Annotated in this window: 11 protein-coding genes; all 11 read left to right on the top strand. The window is 36.6% G+C overall.

From position 1 onward, the window contains the following. The first annotated feature begins 150 nt into the window (after window positions 1–150). Complete coding sequence (locus ALGA_RS22070; RefSeq protein ID WP_145957700.1) at window positions 151–3,081, top strand: triple tyrosine motif-containing protein; 2,931 nt, start codon at window positions 151–153, stop codon at window positions 3,079–3,081. A gap of 352 nt (window positions 3,082–3,433) precedes the next feature. Further along, window positions 3,434–6,433 (top strand): SusC/RagA family TonB-linked outer membrane protein, encoded by a 3,000-nt coding sequence (locus tag ALGA_RS22065; RefSeq protein WP_162845516.1) that lies wholly within the window; start codon window positions 3,434–3,436, stop codon window positions 6,431–6,433. Between the two features lie 27 nt (window positions 6,434–6,460). Then, a complete protein-coding gene (locus tag ALGA_RS22060) occupies window positions 6,461–8,023 on the top strand; it encodes a RagB/SusD family nutrient uptake outer membrane protein (protein ID WP_096433046.1) in 1,563 nt (520 codons plus the stop codon). 75 nt (window positions 8,024–8,098) lie between these two features. Continuing rightward, complete coding sequence (locus ALGA_RS22055) at window positions 8,099–9,835, top strand: PKD domain-containing protein (protein WP_096433044.1); 1,737 nt, start codon at window positions 8,099–8,101, stop codon at window positions 9,833–9,835. Between the two features lie 115 nt (window positions 9,836–9,950). Continuing rightward, window positions 9,951–11,291, top strand: coding sequence for a family 16 glycosylhydrolase (locus tag ALGA_RS23300; protein WP_197705650.1), 1,341 nt, complete (start codon window positions 9,951–9,953; stop codon window positions 11,289–11,291). A gap of 26 nt (window positions 11,292–11,317) precedes the next feature. Next, window positions 11,318–12,151: a glycoside hydrolase family 16 protein gene (locus ALGA_RS22045; protein ID WP_096433042.1), complete on the top strand. Its 834-nt coding sequence runs from the start codon at window positions 11,318–11,320 to the stop codon at window positions 12,149–12,151. A 52-nt stretch (window positions 12,152–12,203) separates the two neighbouring features. Then, window positions 12,204–13,760, top strand: coding sequence for a sugar porter family MFS transporter (locus ALGA_RS22040; RefSeq protein ID WP_096433040.1), 1,557 nt, complete (start codon window positions 12,204–12,206; stop codon window positions 13,758–13,760). A gap of 101 nt (window positions 13,761–13,861) precedes the next feature. Continuing rightward, complete coding sequence (locus ALGA_RS22035) at window positions 13,862–17,323, top strand: hypothetical protein (RefSeq protein WP_173804029.1); 3,462 nt, start codon at window positions 13,862–13,864, stop codon at window positions 17,321–17,323. Between the two features lie 81 nt (window positions 17,324–17,404). Beyond that, window positions 17,405–18,295: a glycoside hydrolase family 17 protein gene (locus ALGA_RS22030; RefSeq protein ID WP_096433038.1), complete on the top strand. Its 891-nt coding sequence runs from the start codon at window positions 17,405–17,407 to the stop codon at window positions 18,293–18,295. A gap of 39 nt (window positions 18,296–18,334) precedes the next feature. Further along, entirely contained in the window at window positions 18,335–19,270 is a 936-nt protein-coding gene (locus ALGA_RS22025) for a glycoside hydrolase family 17 protein (protein WP_173804027.1), read from the top strand. Between the two features lie 29 nt (window positions 19,271–19,299). After that, the gene (locus ALGA_RS22020; RefSeq protein ID WP_096433036.1) at window positions 19,300–20,373 is read left to right on the top strand and encodes a glycosyl hydrolase family 17 protein; all 1,074 of its coding nucleotides are present in this window, start codon (window positions 19,300–19,302) and stop codon (window positions 20,371–20,373) included. Window positions 20,374–20,378 lie beyond the last annotated feature (5 nt).

Raw genomic sequence — 20,378 nt, 5'->3', positions numbered from 1 at the left:
AATCTAATCTGTCAAGTGTGCCAAATTTTTTCGATTCAGTACGTTTAGGTTGATTTAACACCTTTTTTATTTTTGCTGTTAACCAGATTTTAATGTTTGGATTAGTCTTATATTCCTGTTAAATTTCAGCGAAACAAAACCGATCTTATCTTGAAAAGAATTTCACTCATTTTTCTTTTAATTTTCCTTTCTAATCTTCACGTCTCTTCAAAAGTGAAGAGTACGGGAATCCCTTTTATAAAAAATCATCATAGAAGCGAATACAAGGGAGGAACCCAAAATTGGGACATTGCTCAAACGCCTAATGGTCTTCTCTATTTTGCTAACAATGAAGGCGTATTGGAATTTGACGGGAACAATTGGCGTGTAATTTCAATGCCGAATAATTCGGTTGTTCGTTCGTTGGCAGTAGATAGTTCGGGGCAAGTATTTGTTGGTGCCTATAATGAATTTGGATATTTAAAGCCTGATAATCAGGGAAAGTTAATCTATCATTCTCTTGTTGATCTTTTGCCTGAAAAGGACAGGGAATTTGAAGAAGTGTGGCAAATTTTCCCCTATAAAAAGGGGATTCTGTTCCATTCATTCCAAAAATCATTCTTTTACCGCGACGGGGTAATTTCCCAAATTCAGAGTGAAAATGAATTTCATTTTAGTTTTATGGTTCGGGATCAGTTTTATGTCCGGGAACAGAAAAAAGGTCTTTGCAAATTAGATGGTAGTTCTTTAGATGTATTGAAAGGAGGAGAATTGTTTGCCAATATAGAAATCGTTAGTATGCTTCCTTTCTCAAATAACACTATTTTGATTGCAACGGCATTAGATGGCTTGTTTTTATATGATGGAACTCAAATTTCTACATGGAACAATGAGCTTAGTCAATTATTCAAAAGGAATCAGGTATTTACTGGATTAGCAATAGGTGATTCAATGTTTGCATTTGGAACGGTACGAAATGGTTTATACATCATTAATAAGGAGGGACAAATAATCCAAAATATTAATACGGAAAAGGGCTTGCAGAATAATACTGTTTTAAGTTTGTTTCTGGATCAGAAGGAAAATCTGTGGGTTGGTTTGGATAATGGAATCGATTATTTGGAAATTAGTTCTCCTCTTTCTGTTTTTCCAAAAGATAAGAATGTTGGGGCTGGTTATGCATCCATATATTATAAAGGATTTTTGTATTTGGGAACAAATACGGGCTTATTTACCCGGAAATGGGACTTTTTACAGAGCATGGTAAATAGTGAAGAGGAATTTGAATTGGTGAAAAATACTTCGGGTCAGGTATGGAGTTTACAAGTTGTGGATGATGAATTGATTTGCGGACACAACAAAGGAACCTTTAGTATTGATAAAAAAATCGGCACATTGATTTCTGATGTGGCTGGAGGCTGGAACTATCTTTATAAAAAAGAGTTTCCCAATAACATGATAGGAGGAACATATACAGGTCTTGTTCTTTACGAAAAATCTGCACAAACAAATAATAAATGGAAATTTGTTAAGAGAATTGAAGGCTTCAATGAATCATCCAGAGAGATGGTTTGGAATAGTGACAATACTATTTGGATGTGTCATGGCTACAAAGGTGTGTATCGTTTATTTTTAAATGAGGGATTGGATAAATGTATAAAGTCTAAATTTTATGGAAAAGAAGATGGTTTTCAGTCCAATTTAGGTATTGATGTCCATAGGCTCAGAGATGAAATTGTTTTCTCCAGTGGCAATGGATTTTATAAATATGTTGCAGAATTGGATCGATTTGAAGCTCATCAATACTTAAATAATTTATTTGGCAGAGAGGAACCTGCGAATAGATTGGTTGAGCAAAAAAATGGGGATGTTTGGTTTTTTCAAGGAGAGAACATTGGTTTATTAAAGTCACAAGTAGATAACTCGTACGAAATGATTAAAAAACCGTTCGCGCCTTTAAAATCTTCTTTTATTGCTGCTTTCGAGAATGTAAGTGTTATTAATAAGGAAAATGTTTTATTTGGGAATGAGAATGGTTTTGTACATTATGAGCCAACTGTTGTAAAAAAATATAACCAAGCTTTTCATGCTTTTATTAGGGAGGTTCGTATAAATGGTTCTCAAGATTCTATTATCTATTATGGAACTTATTCTAATTCCAAAGCGATTCAATTCGATTCGGAGGGTGAAAATAGAATTGAATTGCCATATAAAAGCAATGCTGTTAGATTCAAGTATTCTGCTCCACAATTTAGCCATTCTGAATTAACCCAATACCAATATCAATTAATCGGTTTTGACGAAACTGCATCAATATGGGCTAATACTCTGCAAAAGGAATATACCAACCTCCCCGAGGGAGAATATGTATTTGAAGTGGTTTCACAGAATCAGTATGGGGTTAATTCTGTCAAAGATCAATTTCATTTTACCATTTTACCTCCGTGGTATCGATCTCGTGTTGCATTCGTTATATATATTATACTGGTTTTACTATGCATTTACGCAACCATTATCATTATAAGGTATCGAATTGAGTATTTACAAAATCAGCTGAAAAAGGAGCAGGAAGAAGAGCTAAGACTCAAGGAACAAAAGTTTAGGGAAGAGGCACTTATTTCGGAAAAGGAGATTGTGCAACTCCGTAATGAAAAATTGCGCAGCGAAGTTGAATTTAAAACCCGTGAACTGGCCGGATCTACTATGAATATCATTCATAAAAATGAGGTGCTCTCCTATTCAGTAGGAGAATTGAAAAAGGCCCTGAAAAAGATTAAAGATCCAACAGCACTTGTTCAGGTGAGGCAATTAATGAAAACAGTCGATTCTGAGTTCAATAGCGATCAGGATTGGGAGCAGTTCGAAGTACATTTTGATCAGGTGCATGAAGATTTCCTGAAAAGACTTCGATTGTTACATCCGCAATTAACACCGAAAGATTTACGAATTTGTGCTTATTTAAGAATGAACCTTTCCTCAAAAGAAATCGCTCCACTAATGAATATTTCTGTTCGTGGAGTGGAAATAAGTCGCTATCGTTTGCGCAAAAAATTTAATATTGCAAGGGAAGAAAATCTAATTGACTTTATCTTGAACGTATAGTTAGAAATGTTTTTTCTGATCTAAAAAAGGCTAATGATGTAAATCATTAGCCTTTTTTTTTATTTGATGTATGCGGTGTGTGGAAAATCTGTACTTGTTAATAAAAGTTAAACGCCAGTTGTAGAGATGTATGTGTCCTTGAATATCCTTGATGATGTAGTAATGATGTATTGGTGTTTTAGAGCTGTTGAGTTTGTGATGTATTCTTTTTTTTGATAGCCTGTTAAGTTCGGCCTACATTGCAATCGTTGTAGGTGTAAGCTGTATAACAGAGCATCCAACTATTTTCTAATCTTAACTAACTAATTTTATGAAAAAAACGGTCTTGTTTTTATTTCTCGCATTCTTTTGCATGACAACGTTCGCGCAAAGGCATGCTGTGACTGGTGTCGTTTCCTCGGCAGAGGATGGTACACCCATGCCATTTGCTTCGGTAGTGGTAAAAGGAACAACTATTGGTACTTCAACTGATTTTGATGGAAACTATTCCATAGAGGTTGATGAAGATGATGTTCTTGTGTTTTCTATGGTTGGGTTTTCGACTCAGGAATTTATAGTAGGAATACAAGAGGTAATCAACGTAGTAATGATTACAGATAGTATGGGCTTAGATGAAGTCGTTGTTATTGGTTATGGTGTTCAAAAAAAGAGCTCTGTAACAGGTGCTATATCGTCTGTTAAGGCAGAGGATATACAAAAGATGCCAATTCAACGAGCAGAACAAGCTCTTCAAGGGCAGGTTGCAGGAGTTCAGGTAACAATGGATTCAGGTCAGCCAGGTGCAAACTTATCTGTAAATATTAGAGGTATTGGTACTACCGGAAATTCACAGCCTCTTTATATTATTGATGGCAATCCTGTTGGGGATATTTCTTACTTGGCTTCTACTGACATCGGTAGTATGGAAGTTTTGAAAGATGCTTCAGCTTCGGCTATTTATGGTGCAAGGGGTGCAAACGGTGTTGTTATTATTACAACAAAACAAGGAACTCAAGGTGCTGCAAAGCTTTCTTACGATGGTTACTATGGTATTCAGAATGCATCAAGACAAATGGATGTTTTGAAGGCACAGGATTACGCCATGATTATTAATGAGTCATTATTGAATGCTGGTAAAGACAGTTCTTCTCCTGATTGGATTCAAGATTCTGAAATGGCAGGTATTGGTTCAGGTACTGATTGGCAGAAAGAAATTTTCAGAAAAAATGCTCCCATACAAAGTCATACATTGTCTTTGAGCGGTGGTAACGAGAAAATTTTGTATTCAACAGCTCTATCTTACTTTAGTCAGGAAGGTATTGTATCAGAAGACAAATCGAGTTACGAACGTGTTAATTTCCGTGTAAAGGGTGATTATACTTCTTATGACAAGAAGTTAAAAGTAGGTACATCAATGGTGTATTCTCATTACACTTCTCAAGGAGTAGATCCTAATAATGTTTACAATTCACCATTGGCTCAGGCTATTAATATTGATCCTATCGCTGTAGTTAAGGATGAAAATGGTGAATTTGGAAGACCTATTCGTAACATGCAGGAGATTGTAAATCCTATTGCCGCAATGTACTATCTAAATGATGAATACAAAACGGATAAAATAGTAGGTAATATTTATGCAGAATACAAAGTAGTAGATCATGTAAAAATAAAAACCTCATTGGGTATTGATTACGCTTACCAGTGGCAGGATGTTTATACTCCAATATATGAGTTGAGTACGATTACCAAGAACGATAAAACCAAGGTTAGTAAAACCATGAAAAATTGGTACAGTACTAACTGGGAAACAACGATTAACTATAACAATACTTTCGGAGAGCATGAGATTGATGTAATTGCAGGAACAACAGCAATGACAAGCAATTATGAGAATCTAAGTGGTAGTGGAAGTGAATTGATTATAGGCGGTCTTGATTATGCTTATATCGATAATGTTGGAAATATTGAAAGTAAATCATCAGGTGGAACATTTGATTCAAATTCTTTATTGTCCTTGTTCGGACGTGCGAACTATAGCTTTAAAGATAGATATATGGCGTCGATAACTGTTCGTCGTGATGGTTCATCTCGATTTGGTCCAAATGATCGTTATGCAATTTTCCCTTCCGTTTCTGCAGGTTGGATCATGTCTGAAGAGGATTTTATTAAGGACAAGTTAGGACCAGTCACTTTTCTGAAAGTAAGAGCAAGTTGGGGACAAAATGGAAATGAGAATATCGGTAATTTCAGATACTTGTCTTCAATAGCAAACAATCACAACTATAATTTTAATGCAGGTACTGTTGTTAATGGTTCTTCTCCTTCTAAAATTGCTAATCCAGATTTGAAGTGGGAAACTTCAGAACAAACTGATATAGGACTTGATATCCGATTGGGTTCAAATTTCTACATGAACATGGATTACTACGATAAAAGAACAAAAGACCTTTTAATTGATGCGCCAATTCCAGGATATATTGGAAATAGTGCTCCTACCGTTAACGGAGGAACTGTACAAAACACAGGTTTCGAAGCTTTATTAGGCTACAATGGTCATTCTAATGATTTTTCATACGGAGGAACTATCAACTTTTCGGCGAACAAAAACGAAATGACTAAGATTAATAACGATGAAGGAATTATTTATGGTGATGTAAATATTGGTCCTTCAGGTATGAAGAACCTGACTATTGCTAAAGAAGGTGAGCCTATTGGTTACTTCTGGGGATGGGAAACAAATGGGATTTATCAAAATCAAGCACAAGTTAGTGCTGATGGATCTCATCAACCTAATGCAACTCCTGGTGATTTAATTTATGTCGATCAAAACAAGGATGGTGTTATGGATGATGCTGATAGAATCAATCTAGGTGATCCACATCCTGATTTCACTGTTGGTTTAAATCTAAATTTCGCCTATAAGAATTTCGATTTAAGTATGTTCTGGTACGGTGTTTTTGGCAATCAGATTGTTGATGCTACCCGTCGTTACGATCTTCCAAATGCGAATTATCAAACATCTGTTTTAGACCGATGGACTGGTGAAGGTTCTTCAAACTCAACACCTAAGGTGTCCTGGAGTGACACTAATAACAATAGAGGTAACTTTTCAGATTACATGGTTGAAGATGCAGACTATTTGAGACTTAAGAATCTTCAGATTGGATACTCTTTACCAAAGTTAGTACTGGATAAGCTTCATCTTGAGAAATTTAGAATTTATGTTTCTGGAGATAATCTATTAACATTCACTGAGTATTCTGGATTGGAACCTGAAATTGGAAATAATGGAAATGTATTCTACACAGGTATAGATCAGGGAATCTATCCTCAAGCCAGAGTCTTTTCAATAGGTGCTAATATTACTTTCTAAGATATTTTAACAGATAAAACAAAAACAATGAAAAAGATAATTTATATACTTCTTTTTGCTGTTACTTTCATGGGCTGTGACGACTATCTCGAAAAGAGTCCGGTAACTGAGCAGACAGAAGAAAGTTTCTATCGTACGGAAGACGATATGTTTAGAGCATTAATTGCAGCATATGAACCATTGCAAAGAAACTGGGGAGAGAGCTTGCAACTAACCATGGATATTGTTTCTGATGATGCTTATGGTGGAGGAGGATCTGCAACTGATGGTATTTCTGGAAAGAAAGCAGACAGAGGAATTACAACTTCTTCAGAAGGCATGTGGAGTGCTATGTGGAACGATAATTACGCTGGTGTTTATGGTGCAAATGTCTTTTTAGAAAAGGTTGATGCTTCGGAGATGTCAGATGAATTGAAGACACAATACAAGGGCGAAGCTCTTTTCTTAAGAGCCTATTATTACGCCAACTTGGTTCGTACTTTCGAGAATGTACCTTTGATTACAAAAACTCTTGCAACTTCGGAGTATTCACAAGCTGCAGCTCCTGTAGATGAAGTGTATGCTCAAATCGCAAGCGATTTGGAAATGTCTATTACCTATTTAAAAGATGTTACCTACAGTAATGACGAAAAGGGTAGAGTTACAGAATGGGCTCCAAGAGCTTTATTAGCTAGAATGTACCTTTTTTATGATGGTGTATATGGTAATAAAAATGCAAGTTCAACTATGCCTGGTGATGTTACTGGTGCTGAAGTTTTAACTTACCTAAATGAAATAATCTCCGATAGTGGTGCTGATCTTTTACCTGATTTTGGAAACCTTTGGGGACACTCTGAATTTACTGATTCATGGGTTGAGAATTCCATAGAAGGAATTTTTGAAGTGCAATTTTCAAACCAAGGTGAAGGATGGCAGTGGTATAACGCTCCTTTCGATATTGGTAATAAAATGGTTGTTTTTGTAGGTCCTCGAGGTACGAGTTCTGATTCTGAATATTATTCAGGATGGGGATTTTCTCCAGCAACACAGCAACTATACAATTCTTACGAGGATGGCGATCTTCGACGTGATTATACTTTGCTCGATATGGTCGATGAATTGGGAGCCGGCAACTTTGAAGAGGCCGATCAGTATACGGGTTATATGAACAAAAAGTATGCAGGTCTTAAAAGTCAGGTTCCTGATGTTGGGCAAGAGCAACTAAATTTCCCTCAAAATTACATCTCAATACGTTATTCTGATGTTTTGTTGATGGCTGCCGAAATGGAGTTTCACATTGGTTCGAATGCCACAGCAGCTATTCATTACAACAAAGTTAGAGCTCGTGCTTTTGAATCGTATTCTCCTGTTGGTTCGGTGACTTTAGCTCAAATTTTTGAAGAAAGAAAATTAGAGTTTGCCTTGGAAGGAATGAGATATTGGGATTTACTTCGAAGAGGTATGCCTGTACTTGAAAGCGCAGTTAATGCAACCAATTTAGGAGGTATTTACAACTCAGCTGTTAATTCAGCAGCCAGAGGATTTTGGCCAATTCCTTCAACGGAAATTGCGCTTTCGAACTATAAGTTAGAGCAAAACGATGGTTATTAATAGGTTTAGAATTAAATCATGTAAAATGATGAATCAATTTTAAAACTTATTCGGTAATTATTTAAAATTCAAATTATGAAAAAAATATTATATTTTATTTTGCTTTTAGTTGTTGCTGTGTCCTGTACTCCAGACGAATACAGTACACCTGAAAACCTAATGGCAGAAGATCTGTCCTTTACTATTACTCCAGGGGATGATGCCTTTACTTATGTATTGACTAATACTTCTAATGTTACCGCAATTGTAAAATGGGATTTGGGTAATGGTGTTAAAAAAGAAGGAGATGAGGTTCAAGTTAGTTATCCTCTTCCTGGAGATTATACCATCATTATGACTGTAATTACTAAAGGTGGTAGCACTTCTATTTCGAAAGTGCAAGTAACCACAGAAACCAATTATGCAATTTTTACTGATCCTAAGATTATTAACCTGACTGGAGGTACTGAAGCTTTAAATGGTAAAACTTGGGTGTTAGATTCATTAGCTAACGGACATGTTGGAATCGGTCCAACTTATGCTAACCCTTACGAATGGTTGTCTTTGGGAGCTGTACCAAATTCAAAATCTGCTTCTGGGATGTATGATGATAAAATCACTTTTAACATCAATGGTTTTTTATTTAAGTATGATAATAATGGCGACAGTTATGTGCGTACAGCCTATAAGGATGATGCCAACTATAGTAATCAATTATTAGTTGATAGTGATTATAAAGTTGATTATCCAGCTCCAGCTCCTGGTACTTTTATGTTTGACTTTTCGGATGAAGGGGATTTTCTGTCAATAGTTTCCAGCGATGGAAAACCTCTTTTCCCAATGTGGGATTGTAGGGCTGTAGATGGTAAATATGAAATCGTGGAAATTACTGAAAACAGTTTGACCTTATACTTTAAAGGAGGAGAAGGGTTTGCTCAGGCATTGACTTTTATTCCAGAGGGCTACGTAAAACCGACTGTGACTTTTTCTGCCAGTGTAGAAGCTGGTACTGGTCCAAATGTTTATGTTGCAAGCTTAGCTGATGTCGTAATTCCTGCAGGCAATTCTGTTAGTGGATATACTGTTGATTTTGGTGATGGTTCTGCTGTTATGGAAGAAGGAGATTATACCGCTTCAATTGAGCACACCTATATGCGCAAAGGTGCTTATAATGTAACGGTAGTGGTTATGTCTTCAGCTGGTGATTTTACTACATCACAAATAGTTGACGTTGCTGAGCATCATCCTGATTACGTAGAGTTTATTTTGGATGAAATGGTGATGTATAACGACTTCTCTGAGGTTGAATTAGCACCTGTACTGGGAGAAAATTGTGCTTTGAATATTGTAGATAATCCTGATGCAATTTATCCTAATAGAAGTAGCAAAGTTGCATTTTATTCTAAAGAAAATAATGAATGGGCAAATGCTAATCTAAAATTATCTGCGGGTTTTAGATTTGATCTTCGTTTGCAATCTGTATTTAAATTAAAAGTGTATGGTAAAGCCGGCGATGTTGTATTGCTTAAACTTGAAAATACCGATCGTGGTGGTAATGCATGGCAAACAGGTGTAGAATTGACCTATACTATTCAAGCAGATAACACATGGGAAGTAGTTGAGTACGATTTCGCTGGTGTTGGTGCAGGTTTTGATTGGACTGGTGATATTTTTACTGGAGATGTAACTACTGACGATAATTTTAATCATGATTTCTATAATATTATACGAATCATGTTGAATCCTGGAGTTGGATCAGGTGTGCATGAATTCTATTTCGATGAATTGGCAGGTCCTCACGTTGAAGGTGTCAAGTCTGGGAGAGTAAATTAAATAACTCTCATTATTAGATAAAAAAGAAATTAGACGTTGCATATTGAATTGTTACTTGGTGTGCAACGTCTTTTTTAAGTAAAAATTATTTTTTGGATTAAAGTAAATAGCATCTATGAAAATATTCCGCACACTTACACTCGTTAAGATATTCTTGTCTATACTATTTGTGTCTGCATTACTGTCATGCAGCAAAAATGATGATGAAGAAACGTATGCTCCTGATTTCACTTTTAGTGAAGACGCGAATGATGCAAATAAGATTGTATTCTCAAATACAAGTACAGGTGCGTATCTATTTATGCAGTGGGATTTTGGAAATGGAGAGGTTTCTGAAAAGGAACGTGCAAATACAAAAGATTATACCGTTTTCTACTCAGAAAAAGGAGATTATAATGTAAAGTTAACCCTTTGGGGACTTGACAATGAGTTGTCGAATAATAAGAGTACAAGCAAGACTATCAGTATTGAAAATGACGTTTTTGTTGCTGATTTTACTTTTTTAATAAATAGTGCAAAACCAAATTTTGTAACATTAAATAACACGACCCAGGGCGATTATGATCATATTTCATGGACGTACAATCACAATGAGATCACTGGAGATAATATTAATGAGACTGAAATTTATTTACCCAAAGCTGGTATTTATGATGTGGAATTGCATGTTTATAAGGGTGACTTTGAAAAAGTTCTGACAAAACAGATAAGTATTGCTCAAGACGATCCGGACTATTTGAATAATATGACACTTGCATGGTCAGATGAATTTGATGAATCTTCAGTAAATACAGATTATTGGACCTTTGAAACCGGAGCTGGTGGATGGGGAAACAACGAATTGCAGAATTACACCAACGGCGATAATGCAGAAGTTGCAGATGGGAAGCTGATCATCACAGCAAAAAAAGTAAATGACAATAAAGTAGCGGGATCTTATACATCTACTCGTATGGTCTCAAAAGGAAAACAGAGTTTTACCTATGGACGAATGGAAATTCGTGCCAAATTACCTGCAGGTACTGGAATATGGCCTGCTATATGGATGTTGGGCGAAAATATAAATACAGCTGGATGGCCTGCATGTGGTGAAATTGATATCATGGAATATGTAGGTTACGAACCTGATGTTGTTCATGCTACAGTTCACACAACTGCTGGTTTTGGTTCTAATGGTGATGGCAGCAGTGTCACACTTTCAACTGCTGAAGAAGAATTTCATATTTACGGACTTTTATGGGATTCGAATGAGATGGTTTTCTATATCGACACTCCTGACAATATAACTCATACTTATGCACCATCTGTTAAAACGGCTGACAATTGGCCCTTTGACAATGCTCAATTCTTTATTTTGAATGTGGCTGTCGGTGGAGATTGGGGCGGAGCACAGGGAATCGACAATGCTATTTTTCCTCAAAGCATGGAGATTGATTACGTTAGGGTATATCAGTAAACAAAGAATTTCATAACACATACATTATGCCACTAAAAAATACCATCCTACTATTGGGGACAATATTTCTCTTGTCTTCTTGCAATTCGAAGAAATCTAAAACTTCGGATAAAAGTGAAGGCGATTCCGACAATTATCAATTGGTTTGGAGCGATGAATTTGATTATACAGGCTTGCCTGATTCAACAAAATGGATTTACGATACAGAAGGAAATTTAGAAGGTTGGGGAAACAGCGAAGCTCAACATTATACAATAGCAAAGAAAGAAAATGCCTGGGTTGAAGATGGTGTTCTCAACATCATTGCATTAAAAGAACAGTGCGAAGGCAAGGAGTATACATCTGCCCGTTTAAATTCAAAAGAAAATTGGCTTTGCGGAAAAATTGAGGTGAACGCCAAACTCCCTAAGGGAAGAGGTACTTGGTCGGCTATCTGGATGATGCCTGCAGACTGGTCTTTTAAAGATGGAGATTGGCCAAATATTGGTGAAATAGACATCATGGAGCATGTTGGACATAATTTAGGCACAATTCACGCTTCCGCCCACTCTAAAGATTACCAATGGCAAATTAACACACAGCAAACCGATACGATACATATATCCGATGTGGCTGAAAAATTTCATTCCTATATCTGGGAATGGACGCCTGAAGTAATGAGGGCCTATGTTGATGATCAATTTTATTTTGAATACAAAAACGAAGGTTTGGGCGTATCAAAATGGCCTTACACAAAACCCTTTTCTTTGATATTAAATGTTGCTGTCGGTGGCGCTTGGGGTGGTGAAGAAGGAATAGATGATAGTGCATTTCCTCAATCAATGGAAGTGGATTATGTAAGGATATATCAGAAAAAATAAAATTAGTTATTACTGATTAAGCTAAATAATTGTTAATTGTAAAATCGAATTTATGAATTTAAGATATACCGTTTTTGTTTCGCTCATAGTTGCATTAGGTGGTTTTTTAATGGGATTTGATGCCTCGGTTATATCGGGCGTTGTGAAATTTATTGAACCTCAATTCGATTTGACTAAAATTCAATTAGGATGGGCAGTTAGTTGTTTAACATTGACCGCAACCTTGGCAATGATGATGGCAGGCCCGTTAAGCGACAAATTCGGAAGAAGAACAATACTTAAATATGCAGCAGCATTATATTTTCTTTCAGCAATAGGATCTGCCTTTGCACCCAATTTTTTGTTTTTAGTAGTTGCTAGAATGCTTGGTGGTTTTGGTGTTGGTGCTTCATTAATTATTGCACCTGTATACATTGCCGAAATTGCACCTTCTAAATTAAGGGGAACTATGGTTTCCTTTAATCAATTGAATATTGTGTTAGGTATTACGGTTGCTTTTTTCACAAATTACATGATTTTGCAATTGGGAAAATCAAATGCAGGCTGGGCTGAATTCTTACAGTTTAGTACTTTCAATTGGCGTTGGATGTTAGGTCTGGAAGCCTTGCCTGCAATTATATATTTTGTATCTCTGAATTTTGTTCCCCGTAGTCCTAGATGGTTAGCCATGAATGGTTTGGATGATGAAGCCTTAGTGGTTATGACAAAATCTCTGGGTGCTGAGGAAGCGGAAATTCAACTGAAATCCATTACTAAAAGCATTAAATCATCCCCACAAAAGGAAAAAGTATCTTTTAAAGAGCTGTTTAAGCCCTCCATGAAATTGGTGTTGCTGATTGGTATTGTGATTGCGGTTACGCAACAAATTACCGGTATCAATTCAGTATTCTTTTATGCTCCTATGATTTTTGAACAAACCGGTATTGGTACCGATGCTTCATTTTCTCAGGCAATTTTAGTTGGCCTGATCAATCTGATATTTACACTTTTTGCAATATGGTTAGTCGACCGTGTTGGAAGAAAGCCACTTTTGATTTTTGGATTAAGCGGCATTGCAATTTCCATGTTTATTCTGTCTTCAGGATTTGGGCAGGCAACCTATCAACTTACTGCGAAAAATATTCAGGAATGCTCGTTAATTGCCGGTTCCGAGGATATTACTTCCATGGAAAACATTGTTTACAATAGCGATGTAGAATTTAATGAAGCTCTAAAGGCTTGCCTTAGTGAACAAACCTTCAAGGAACATCAGACCGATTTTATCTCGAAAGCAATTAGTATCAATCCTTGGTTGGTTCTGATAGGTATTCTTGGTTTTGTAGCCTCTTTCGCTGTTTCAATTGGACCGGTTATGTGGGTTCTTTTTTCAGAATTATTTCCGAACCGTGTTCGGGGTTTAGCCATTTCATTTGTTGGCTTAATAAACTCAGGAATCAGTTTTCTCGTTCAGCTTGTTTTCCCATGGGAGCAGATCAATTTTGGCAATGCAACAACATTTTTGATTTATGGAATTTTTGGTGCCATAGGACTTGTATTTGTCTTTTTCATGTTGCCCGAAACCAAAGGCAAATCTTTGGAAGAATTGGAATTGATCCTTGTAAAAGAATAATGAATGCTTAGATCGGAAGAGTCCGATTGTGAGCTTTAAAATATAAAAAACAGAAGTTTTTACTATAAAAAGGAATTGAAGTAGAATCAATTAAAAATAAAATGAAGAAGAATAACATTTATTTGGGAGACACGAGTTTGAATTGCAGCAGGGCTGAAGTTGAGGGGGAATTCGTAGAACTACATAATGAAAAGTTTTACAAGATCAGCAATTCTGATCAAATGTCAGACTTCTTTATGAGTATAGTTAGTGATTCCGATCACTGGATGTTCATATCGAGCAATGGTTCTTTGTCGGCAGGAAGAAAAGACAGGAATAGTGCATTGTTCCCTTATTATACTGTTGATAAAATTCACGATTACAGAGATAAAACAGGCAGTAAAACTATTGTACTGGTTGAAAAGAACGAGAAAACCTTTCTGTGGAAACCTTTCTCTGATGGTCTGCGAAATATATACAAGATCGAAAGAAATTTGTATAAGAGTATGTATGGCAACAAAGTCATTTTCGAAGAGGTGAATTTGGATTTGGGAATGAGTTTCCAATACGGCTGGAACAACAGTGAAAAATTTGGCTGGGTAAAAAAATCGAAGGTTAGCAATTTAAGCGATGAAGCAGTAAAATTTGAGATACTTGATGGTATTGAAAATATTCTCCCTTACGGTTTGGATTACGATTTTCAGAATGAATACAGCAATTTATTAGACGCCTATAAGAAAAGCGAATTGCTTGCAGAAAGTGGTCTTGGTTTATATATGCTGAGTTCAATTCCTGTTGATAGAGCTGAACCTAGTGAATCATTAAATGCAACTACAGTATGGTCGCATGGATTGGATGAAGAAGGGAAAATTCTTTTATCAAGCAAACAATTCGATCGTTTTAAGGATGGTCTTTCAATTGAGGCTGAATTTGATGTTAGAGCGACAAAGGGAGCCTATATTTTGAATGCAGAATTGGAATTGGGAGCAAAAGATTCGCGCGAATGGATCATTGTTGCAGAAGTAAATCAAACTAGTGCTGATGTTGCCAATCTAAATAATTTTATCAATACTGAAAAGAACATATTCGAATTGGTATCCAATGATATTGCATTAGGTACAAAGAATTTGATTCAAATTGTTGCCGACGCCGATGGTTTGCAAATGGGAAATGATGATTTAGCTTATGCCCGTCACTTTTCGAATACGCTTTTTAATGTGATGCGTGGAGGTATTTTTACTGATAATTACCTTGTTGGATCAGCTGATTTTAAGCTTTTCGTTTATCAAACCAATAAATTGCTTGCTAAGAAATTTGAAGCGTGGATTGATCAATTGCCATCAAAAATCACCTATGCTGAATTGAATCAACTGGCCGAAAAAACCGGCAATTCTGATTTGATTAGAATCTGTTATGAATATCTTCCGCTAACATTCAGCAGAAGACATGGAGATCCAAGTCGGCCATGGAACCAGTTTTCTATCGAAACAAAAAATGATGATGGTTCACCAAAACTTACTTATCAGGGAAACTGGCGAGATATCTTTCAAAACTGGGAAGCTTTAGGCTTGTCGTATCCTGAATTCATTGAGGGAATGATTGGCAAATTTGTAAATGCATCTACTGCTGATGGTTATAACCCATACAGGATAACACGAGAGGGAATTGATTGGGAATGTCCGGATCCGAATGATCCATGGGCTTATATCGGATACTGGGGAGATCATCAGGTTATCTATCTTCAAAAATTTCTGGAGTTATCTAATGAATATCATCCACAGAAATTAGATGAGATGCTTTCGAAAGAGAATTTTGTGTACGCAAATGTACCGTATCGAATTAAATCTTATAAGGATATTGTAAAAAATCCAAAGGATACCATTGAGTTTGATTTTGCTCTAAATGATCAGATTCGAAGCAGGGTAGAGCAAATTGGAGCTGATGCCCGAATGCTGACAAATGGAGGCGATCAATTGTATGAGGTGAATCTTACCGAAAAGATATTGGTAACATTATTGGCCAAATTGAGCAATTTTATTCCTGAAGCGGGTATCTGGTTGAATACTCAACGCCCCGAATGGAACGACGCTAACAATGCCTTGGTGGGCAATGGAGTTTCGATGGTTACTTTGTGTTACCTAAGAAGATTCCTGAAGTTTTGGACCATTAAATTTAATGATATATCCGTTGAGGAAATTCGCATTTCTGAAGAGGTAAAAACTTTACTCGATAGCATTTTTAATCTGTTTACTGAAAATGCATCTCTATTGGAAAAAGGATTTTCGGATGAAGACAGACGCCGTTTTGCCGATGTTTTGGGCGAAGCAGGAACGACTTACCGAAATGGAATTTATGCCAATTCTTTTTCAGGAGTGAAAAAAACAATGAAGGTGAGCGAATTGCTCGATTTCACCAATTTGGCTTTGGTTTATATGGATCAATCCATTAAAGTAAACAAACGTGAGGATGGTCTTTATCATGCTTACAATCTGATCTCATTTACTGATAAAACTGTTTCGGTTCGTTATTTATATGAAATGCTCGAAGGACAGGTTGCTGTTTTAAGCTCTGGCTATTTATCGGCAGACGAAAGTCTCGATATACTGGATTCATTAAAGGCAAGCGCATTGTTCAGACAAGATCAATACAGTTACTTTCTTTATCCAAACAGACAGCTACCTCTTTTTGCAGAAAAGAATAACATCCCTGCCAAACAAGTGAAAGAGTCTAAATTATTATCTCAGCTAATTGCTGATCAGGATCCTTCAATTCTGAATGTAGATAATTTAGGAGGCTATCATTTTAATGGCACATTTAGGAATGCTCAGGTTTTGGAAGATGCCATTAACAATCTGAACACAAATAAATACGGACAGCTTGTTGAAGAGGACAAAAAGAAGGTGCTGGGTATTTTTGAAGAGATGTTTGATCATCAGTCATTTACCGGCCGTTCTGGTACTTTTTATGGATTTGAAGGTTTGGGTAGTATTTATTGGCACATGGTTTCGAAACTATTGCTTGCCACACAGGAAAGCTATTTTAATGCCATCGCACAGGGAGCTGATCCAGTGGTAATTGGTAAAATCAAGGATCATTACTACGAAATTAAAGCAGGTATTGGATTGTATAAATCACCGAAATTATACGGAGCCTTTCCGACAGATGCATATTCTCACACACCTTCACATGCCGGTGCTCAACAACCAGGCATGACAGGTCAGGTAAAAGAAGATTTTATATCAAGAATTGCAGAACTGGGAATTCAGGTTAGAAAGGGTGAGATCGTATTTGGCACCTCTTTGTTTAACGATCAGGAGATGTTGAATCATGAGGAGTTATTTGTTTACTATGATGTGAATAAACAGGAGAAAGAAATTGCTATTCATAGCGGTCAGTTGGCGTTTACTTACTGCAAGGTTCCTGTAATCTATACTTCCGCAGAAAAAAATCAAATTACAATTGCATTTAAAAATGGAGAAACGAAAGTGATTCCAAGTAATACAATAGATGGGGAGACAAGTGCTTTGATTTTTAATCGAAGTGGAGAAGTGGAGAGAATTGATTTTTCAATCGGCAGAAAATAATAATTGATACTATCTGTACTCACAAAACACGATTGTGATTGTACAGATTGCCTTAAACTCTAACCTAATAAACTTAAACCGATGTCAGTAAGAAGTGAATATTTAATGTCTCTTGCCGGAATGGATCTTTCCGGTAAAACGGAAGATCAATTAGTCTCTCTGTACAATAAATTGTTGAATAATGGCATGCACGGATTATGTTTTAGTCCATACGAGGAAGGGCAAGAGCCTGGAACTGAGCTGAGCGAGGAGCAAATTAGAAGAAGAATTGATATTATCAAGCCACATAGCAAATGGGTTAGATCATTTTCTTGTACCGAAGGCAATGAATTGATTCCCAAAATTGCCAAAGAAAATGGGATGAAAACCATGGTTGGAGCTTGGTTGGGAAAATACAAAAGCATTAACGAACAGGAAATCACTAATCTGATTGAAGTTGCTAAAGCCGGTTATGCCGATATTGTTGCGGTTGGAAACGAGGTGCTTTATCGGGAGGATTTAACTGAAGATCAATTATTGGATTACATCTATAGGGTGAAAAAAGCACTTCCGGGAATTACTGTCGGATATGTTGATGCTTACTACGAATTTGGCAACCGTCCAAAAATAACAGAAGCTTGTGATGTGATATTAGCCAATTGTTATCCTTTTTGGGAAGGTTGTAGTTTGGAACAGTCTTATTTGTATATGAAAGACATGTACAATCGTGCATTACAAGCTGGAAAGGGAAAAAAAGTAATTATTACCGAAACAGGTTGGCCTAATGTTGGTGAGAATTTTTATGGTGCGGAACCGTCTACTGTAAATGCCCTTAAATATTTTATCAACACGCAATTGTGGTCAAAACAAGATGATATTGATGTTTTTTACTTCTCATCTTTCGATGAGACCTGGAAGACAGATGACGAAGGGGACGTAGGAGCTTCCTGGGGAATTTGGGATAAGAATGAGAAGCTAAAGTTTGCCCAATAAGTTGATTTGCAAAAACAAAACCACACTAGCCACATCAGAATGAATAGAAACGAACCACTTACTATAGAACCTGGAAAAGCGATTTGTTATTCGGGTTTCAGAGAAGGACAGAGCCCGGATACGGGTGTTTATCCAACTTACGAGCAAATAAAAGAGGATCTTTTAATCCTACATGATCATTGGAAATATCTTCGATTATATGATTGCGATGAGCAAACAGATCTTGTTTTGGAGGTGATTCGAAAAGAAAAGCTCGATTTTAAAGTAATGTTAGGTGCCTACATAGGTGCGGAGATGAATAATTTTGGTTGTCCGTGGGGAGGTTCATATTCCGAAGAGGAATTGATCCAAAACAAGGAGCGAAATCAGACTCAGATTTATAAGCTAATTAAATTGGCCAATCAATATCCTGAAATTATTTTTTCCTTATCGGCAGGGAATGAAGCATTGGTTAACTGGTCAGATCATTACGTGCCAATGGAAAGTGTGATTAAGTATGTTCGCATGATTAAAGCAGGAGCGAAGCAACCTGTTACATTTTGTGAAAATTATGCGCCATGGCTCGATAAATTGAAAGCTCTGGTTGATGAAGTTGATTTCATATCCATTCATACTTATCCGGTGTGGGAATATAAAAATATTCATGAGGCAATGGAATACACCAAGCAAAATTATTACAGTGTAGCCGATAAGTATCCTCACAAACCAGTTGTGATTACCGAAGCTGGTTGGGCAACCAACTCTAACGGAAGAGGTATTTCGTCTGAAAATGTGAGTCAGGATTTACAGGAAATTTATTACAATGATTTGATCGGTTGGAGCGAGAAAGAAGAGGTTCTAACTTTTGTTTTCGAGGCTTTTGATGAGCCATGGAAAGGATCTCAGGAACCCATGGAACCGGAAAAACATTGGGGCCTTTTTACGGTCGATCGAAAACCAAAAAAGGTGATGCGAAAAATATACACAGAATTATAATTGAACACAAGCTCGCAATCTATACAAGGATGAAAAACTCACGACTAATTAAAAGGAATACTGGCATGATGATCACTTTGGTGATTTCAATCATGTTGATATCCTGTAAAAATGAAAAGAAAGTGTCTCAAAAAGATTTAGATTCAACCAAGACAACTAAGATAGAAATTAAGCAAACTAGTAAAGACTTATTAAATGGAGTTTCGAAGGCGGTTTGCTATTCTGGTTTTAGAACAGGTCAGCATCCCGATAGAGGAGAAGGAGCCGTTAATCCAAGCGATGAACAGATTCTTGAAGACCTTCAGATTATCTCTCATGATTCACTTTTCAATTTGATTCGTTTGTACGATTCGGGTGAAAATTCGGAAGCTGTACTTCAAATAATTGAAGAAAATAAGCTTGACATTAAAGTAATGTTGGGCATTTGGTTAAAAGCAGAATTGAGTGCTCATGAAACTTGTGAATGGTTAACGGAACCAATTCCAGCTGACGTTTTAGCGCAAAACGCCATTGCAAACCAGAAGGAAATACAAGAAGGAATTCGTTTGGCTACAAAATATTCCGAATCAGTAATTGCTGTTAATGTTGGCAATGAAGCTTTGGTTGAATGGAACGATCACAAGGTAGATACAGATTCAATTATTTCCTATGTGCAGAAAGTTCAGAAGGCAATTCAACAACCCGTTACTGTTGCTGATAATTACGAGTGGTGGGCTGCTAAGGGGCAAACATTAGCGAAGACAGTCGATTTTATTTCAATTCATGTTTATCCTGTTTGGGAAGGCAAAGACATTAACGAGGCGATGTCTTATACCATTGAAAATGTACAAAAAGTTAGAAATGCACTTCCTGACAGCAAGATTGTAATCACCGAAGCAGGATGGGCGACAGCAGCCTCTGAATTTGGAGAAAGAGCCAGCGAAGAAAAGCAGAAACAATATTATAATGACCTGATGAAATGGTCTTCCGAAATGAACATTACAACCTTCTTTTTTGAGGCTTTTGACGAAGATTGGAAAGGAGAAACTGCGAATGCGCTAGGAGCAGAAAAGCATTGGGGTTTATATACTGTAGACAGAAAACCCAAAAAAGTGATGCTGTAATTTTT

The sequence above is a fragment of the Labilibaculum antarcticum genome (assembly GCF_002356295.1).
GTDB lineage: Bacteria > Bacteroidota > Bacteroidia > Bacteroidales > Marinifilaceae > Labilibaculum > Labilibaculum antarcticum.
Note: the sequence above shows the minus strand (reverse complement) of the source record. Positions and strands in the feature narration are given on the sequence as shown.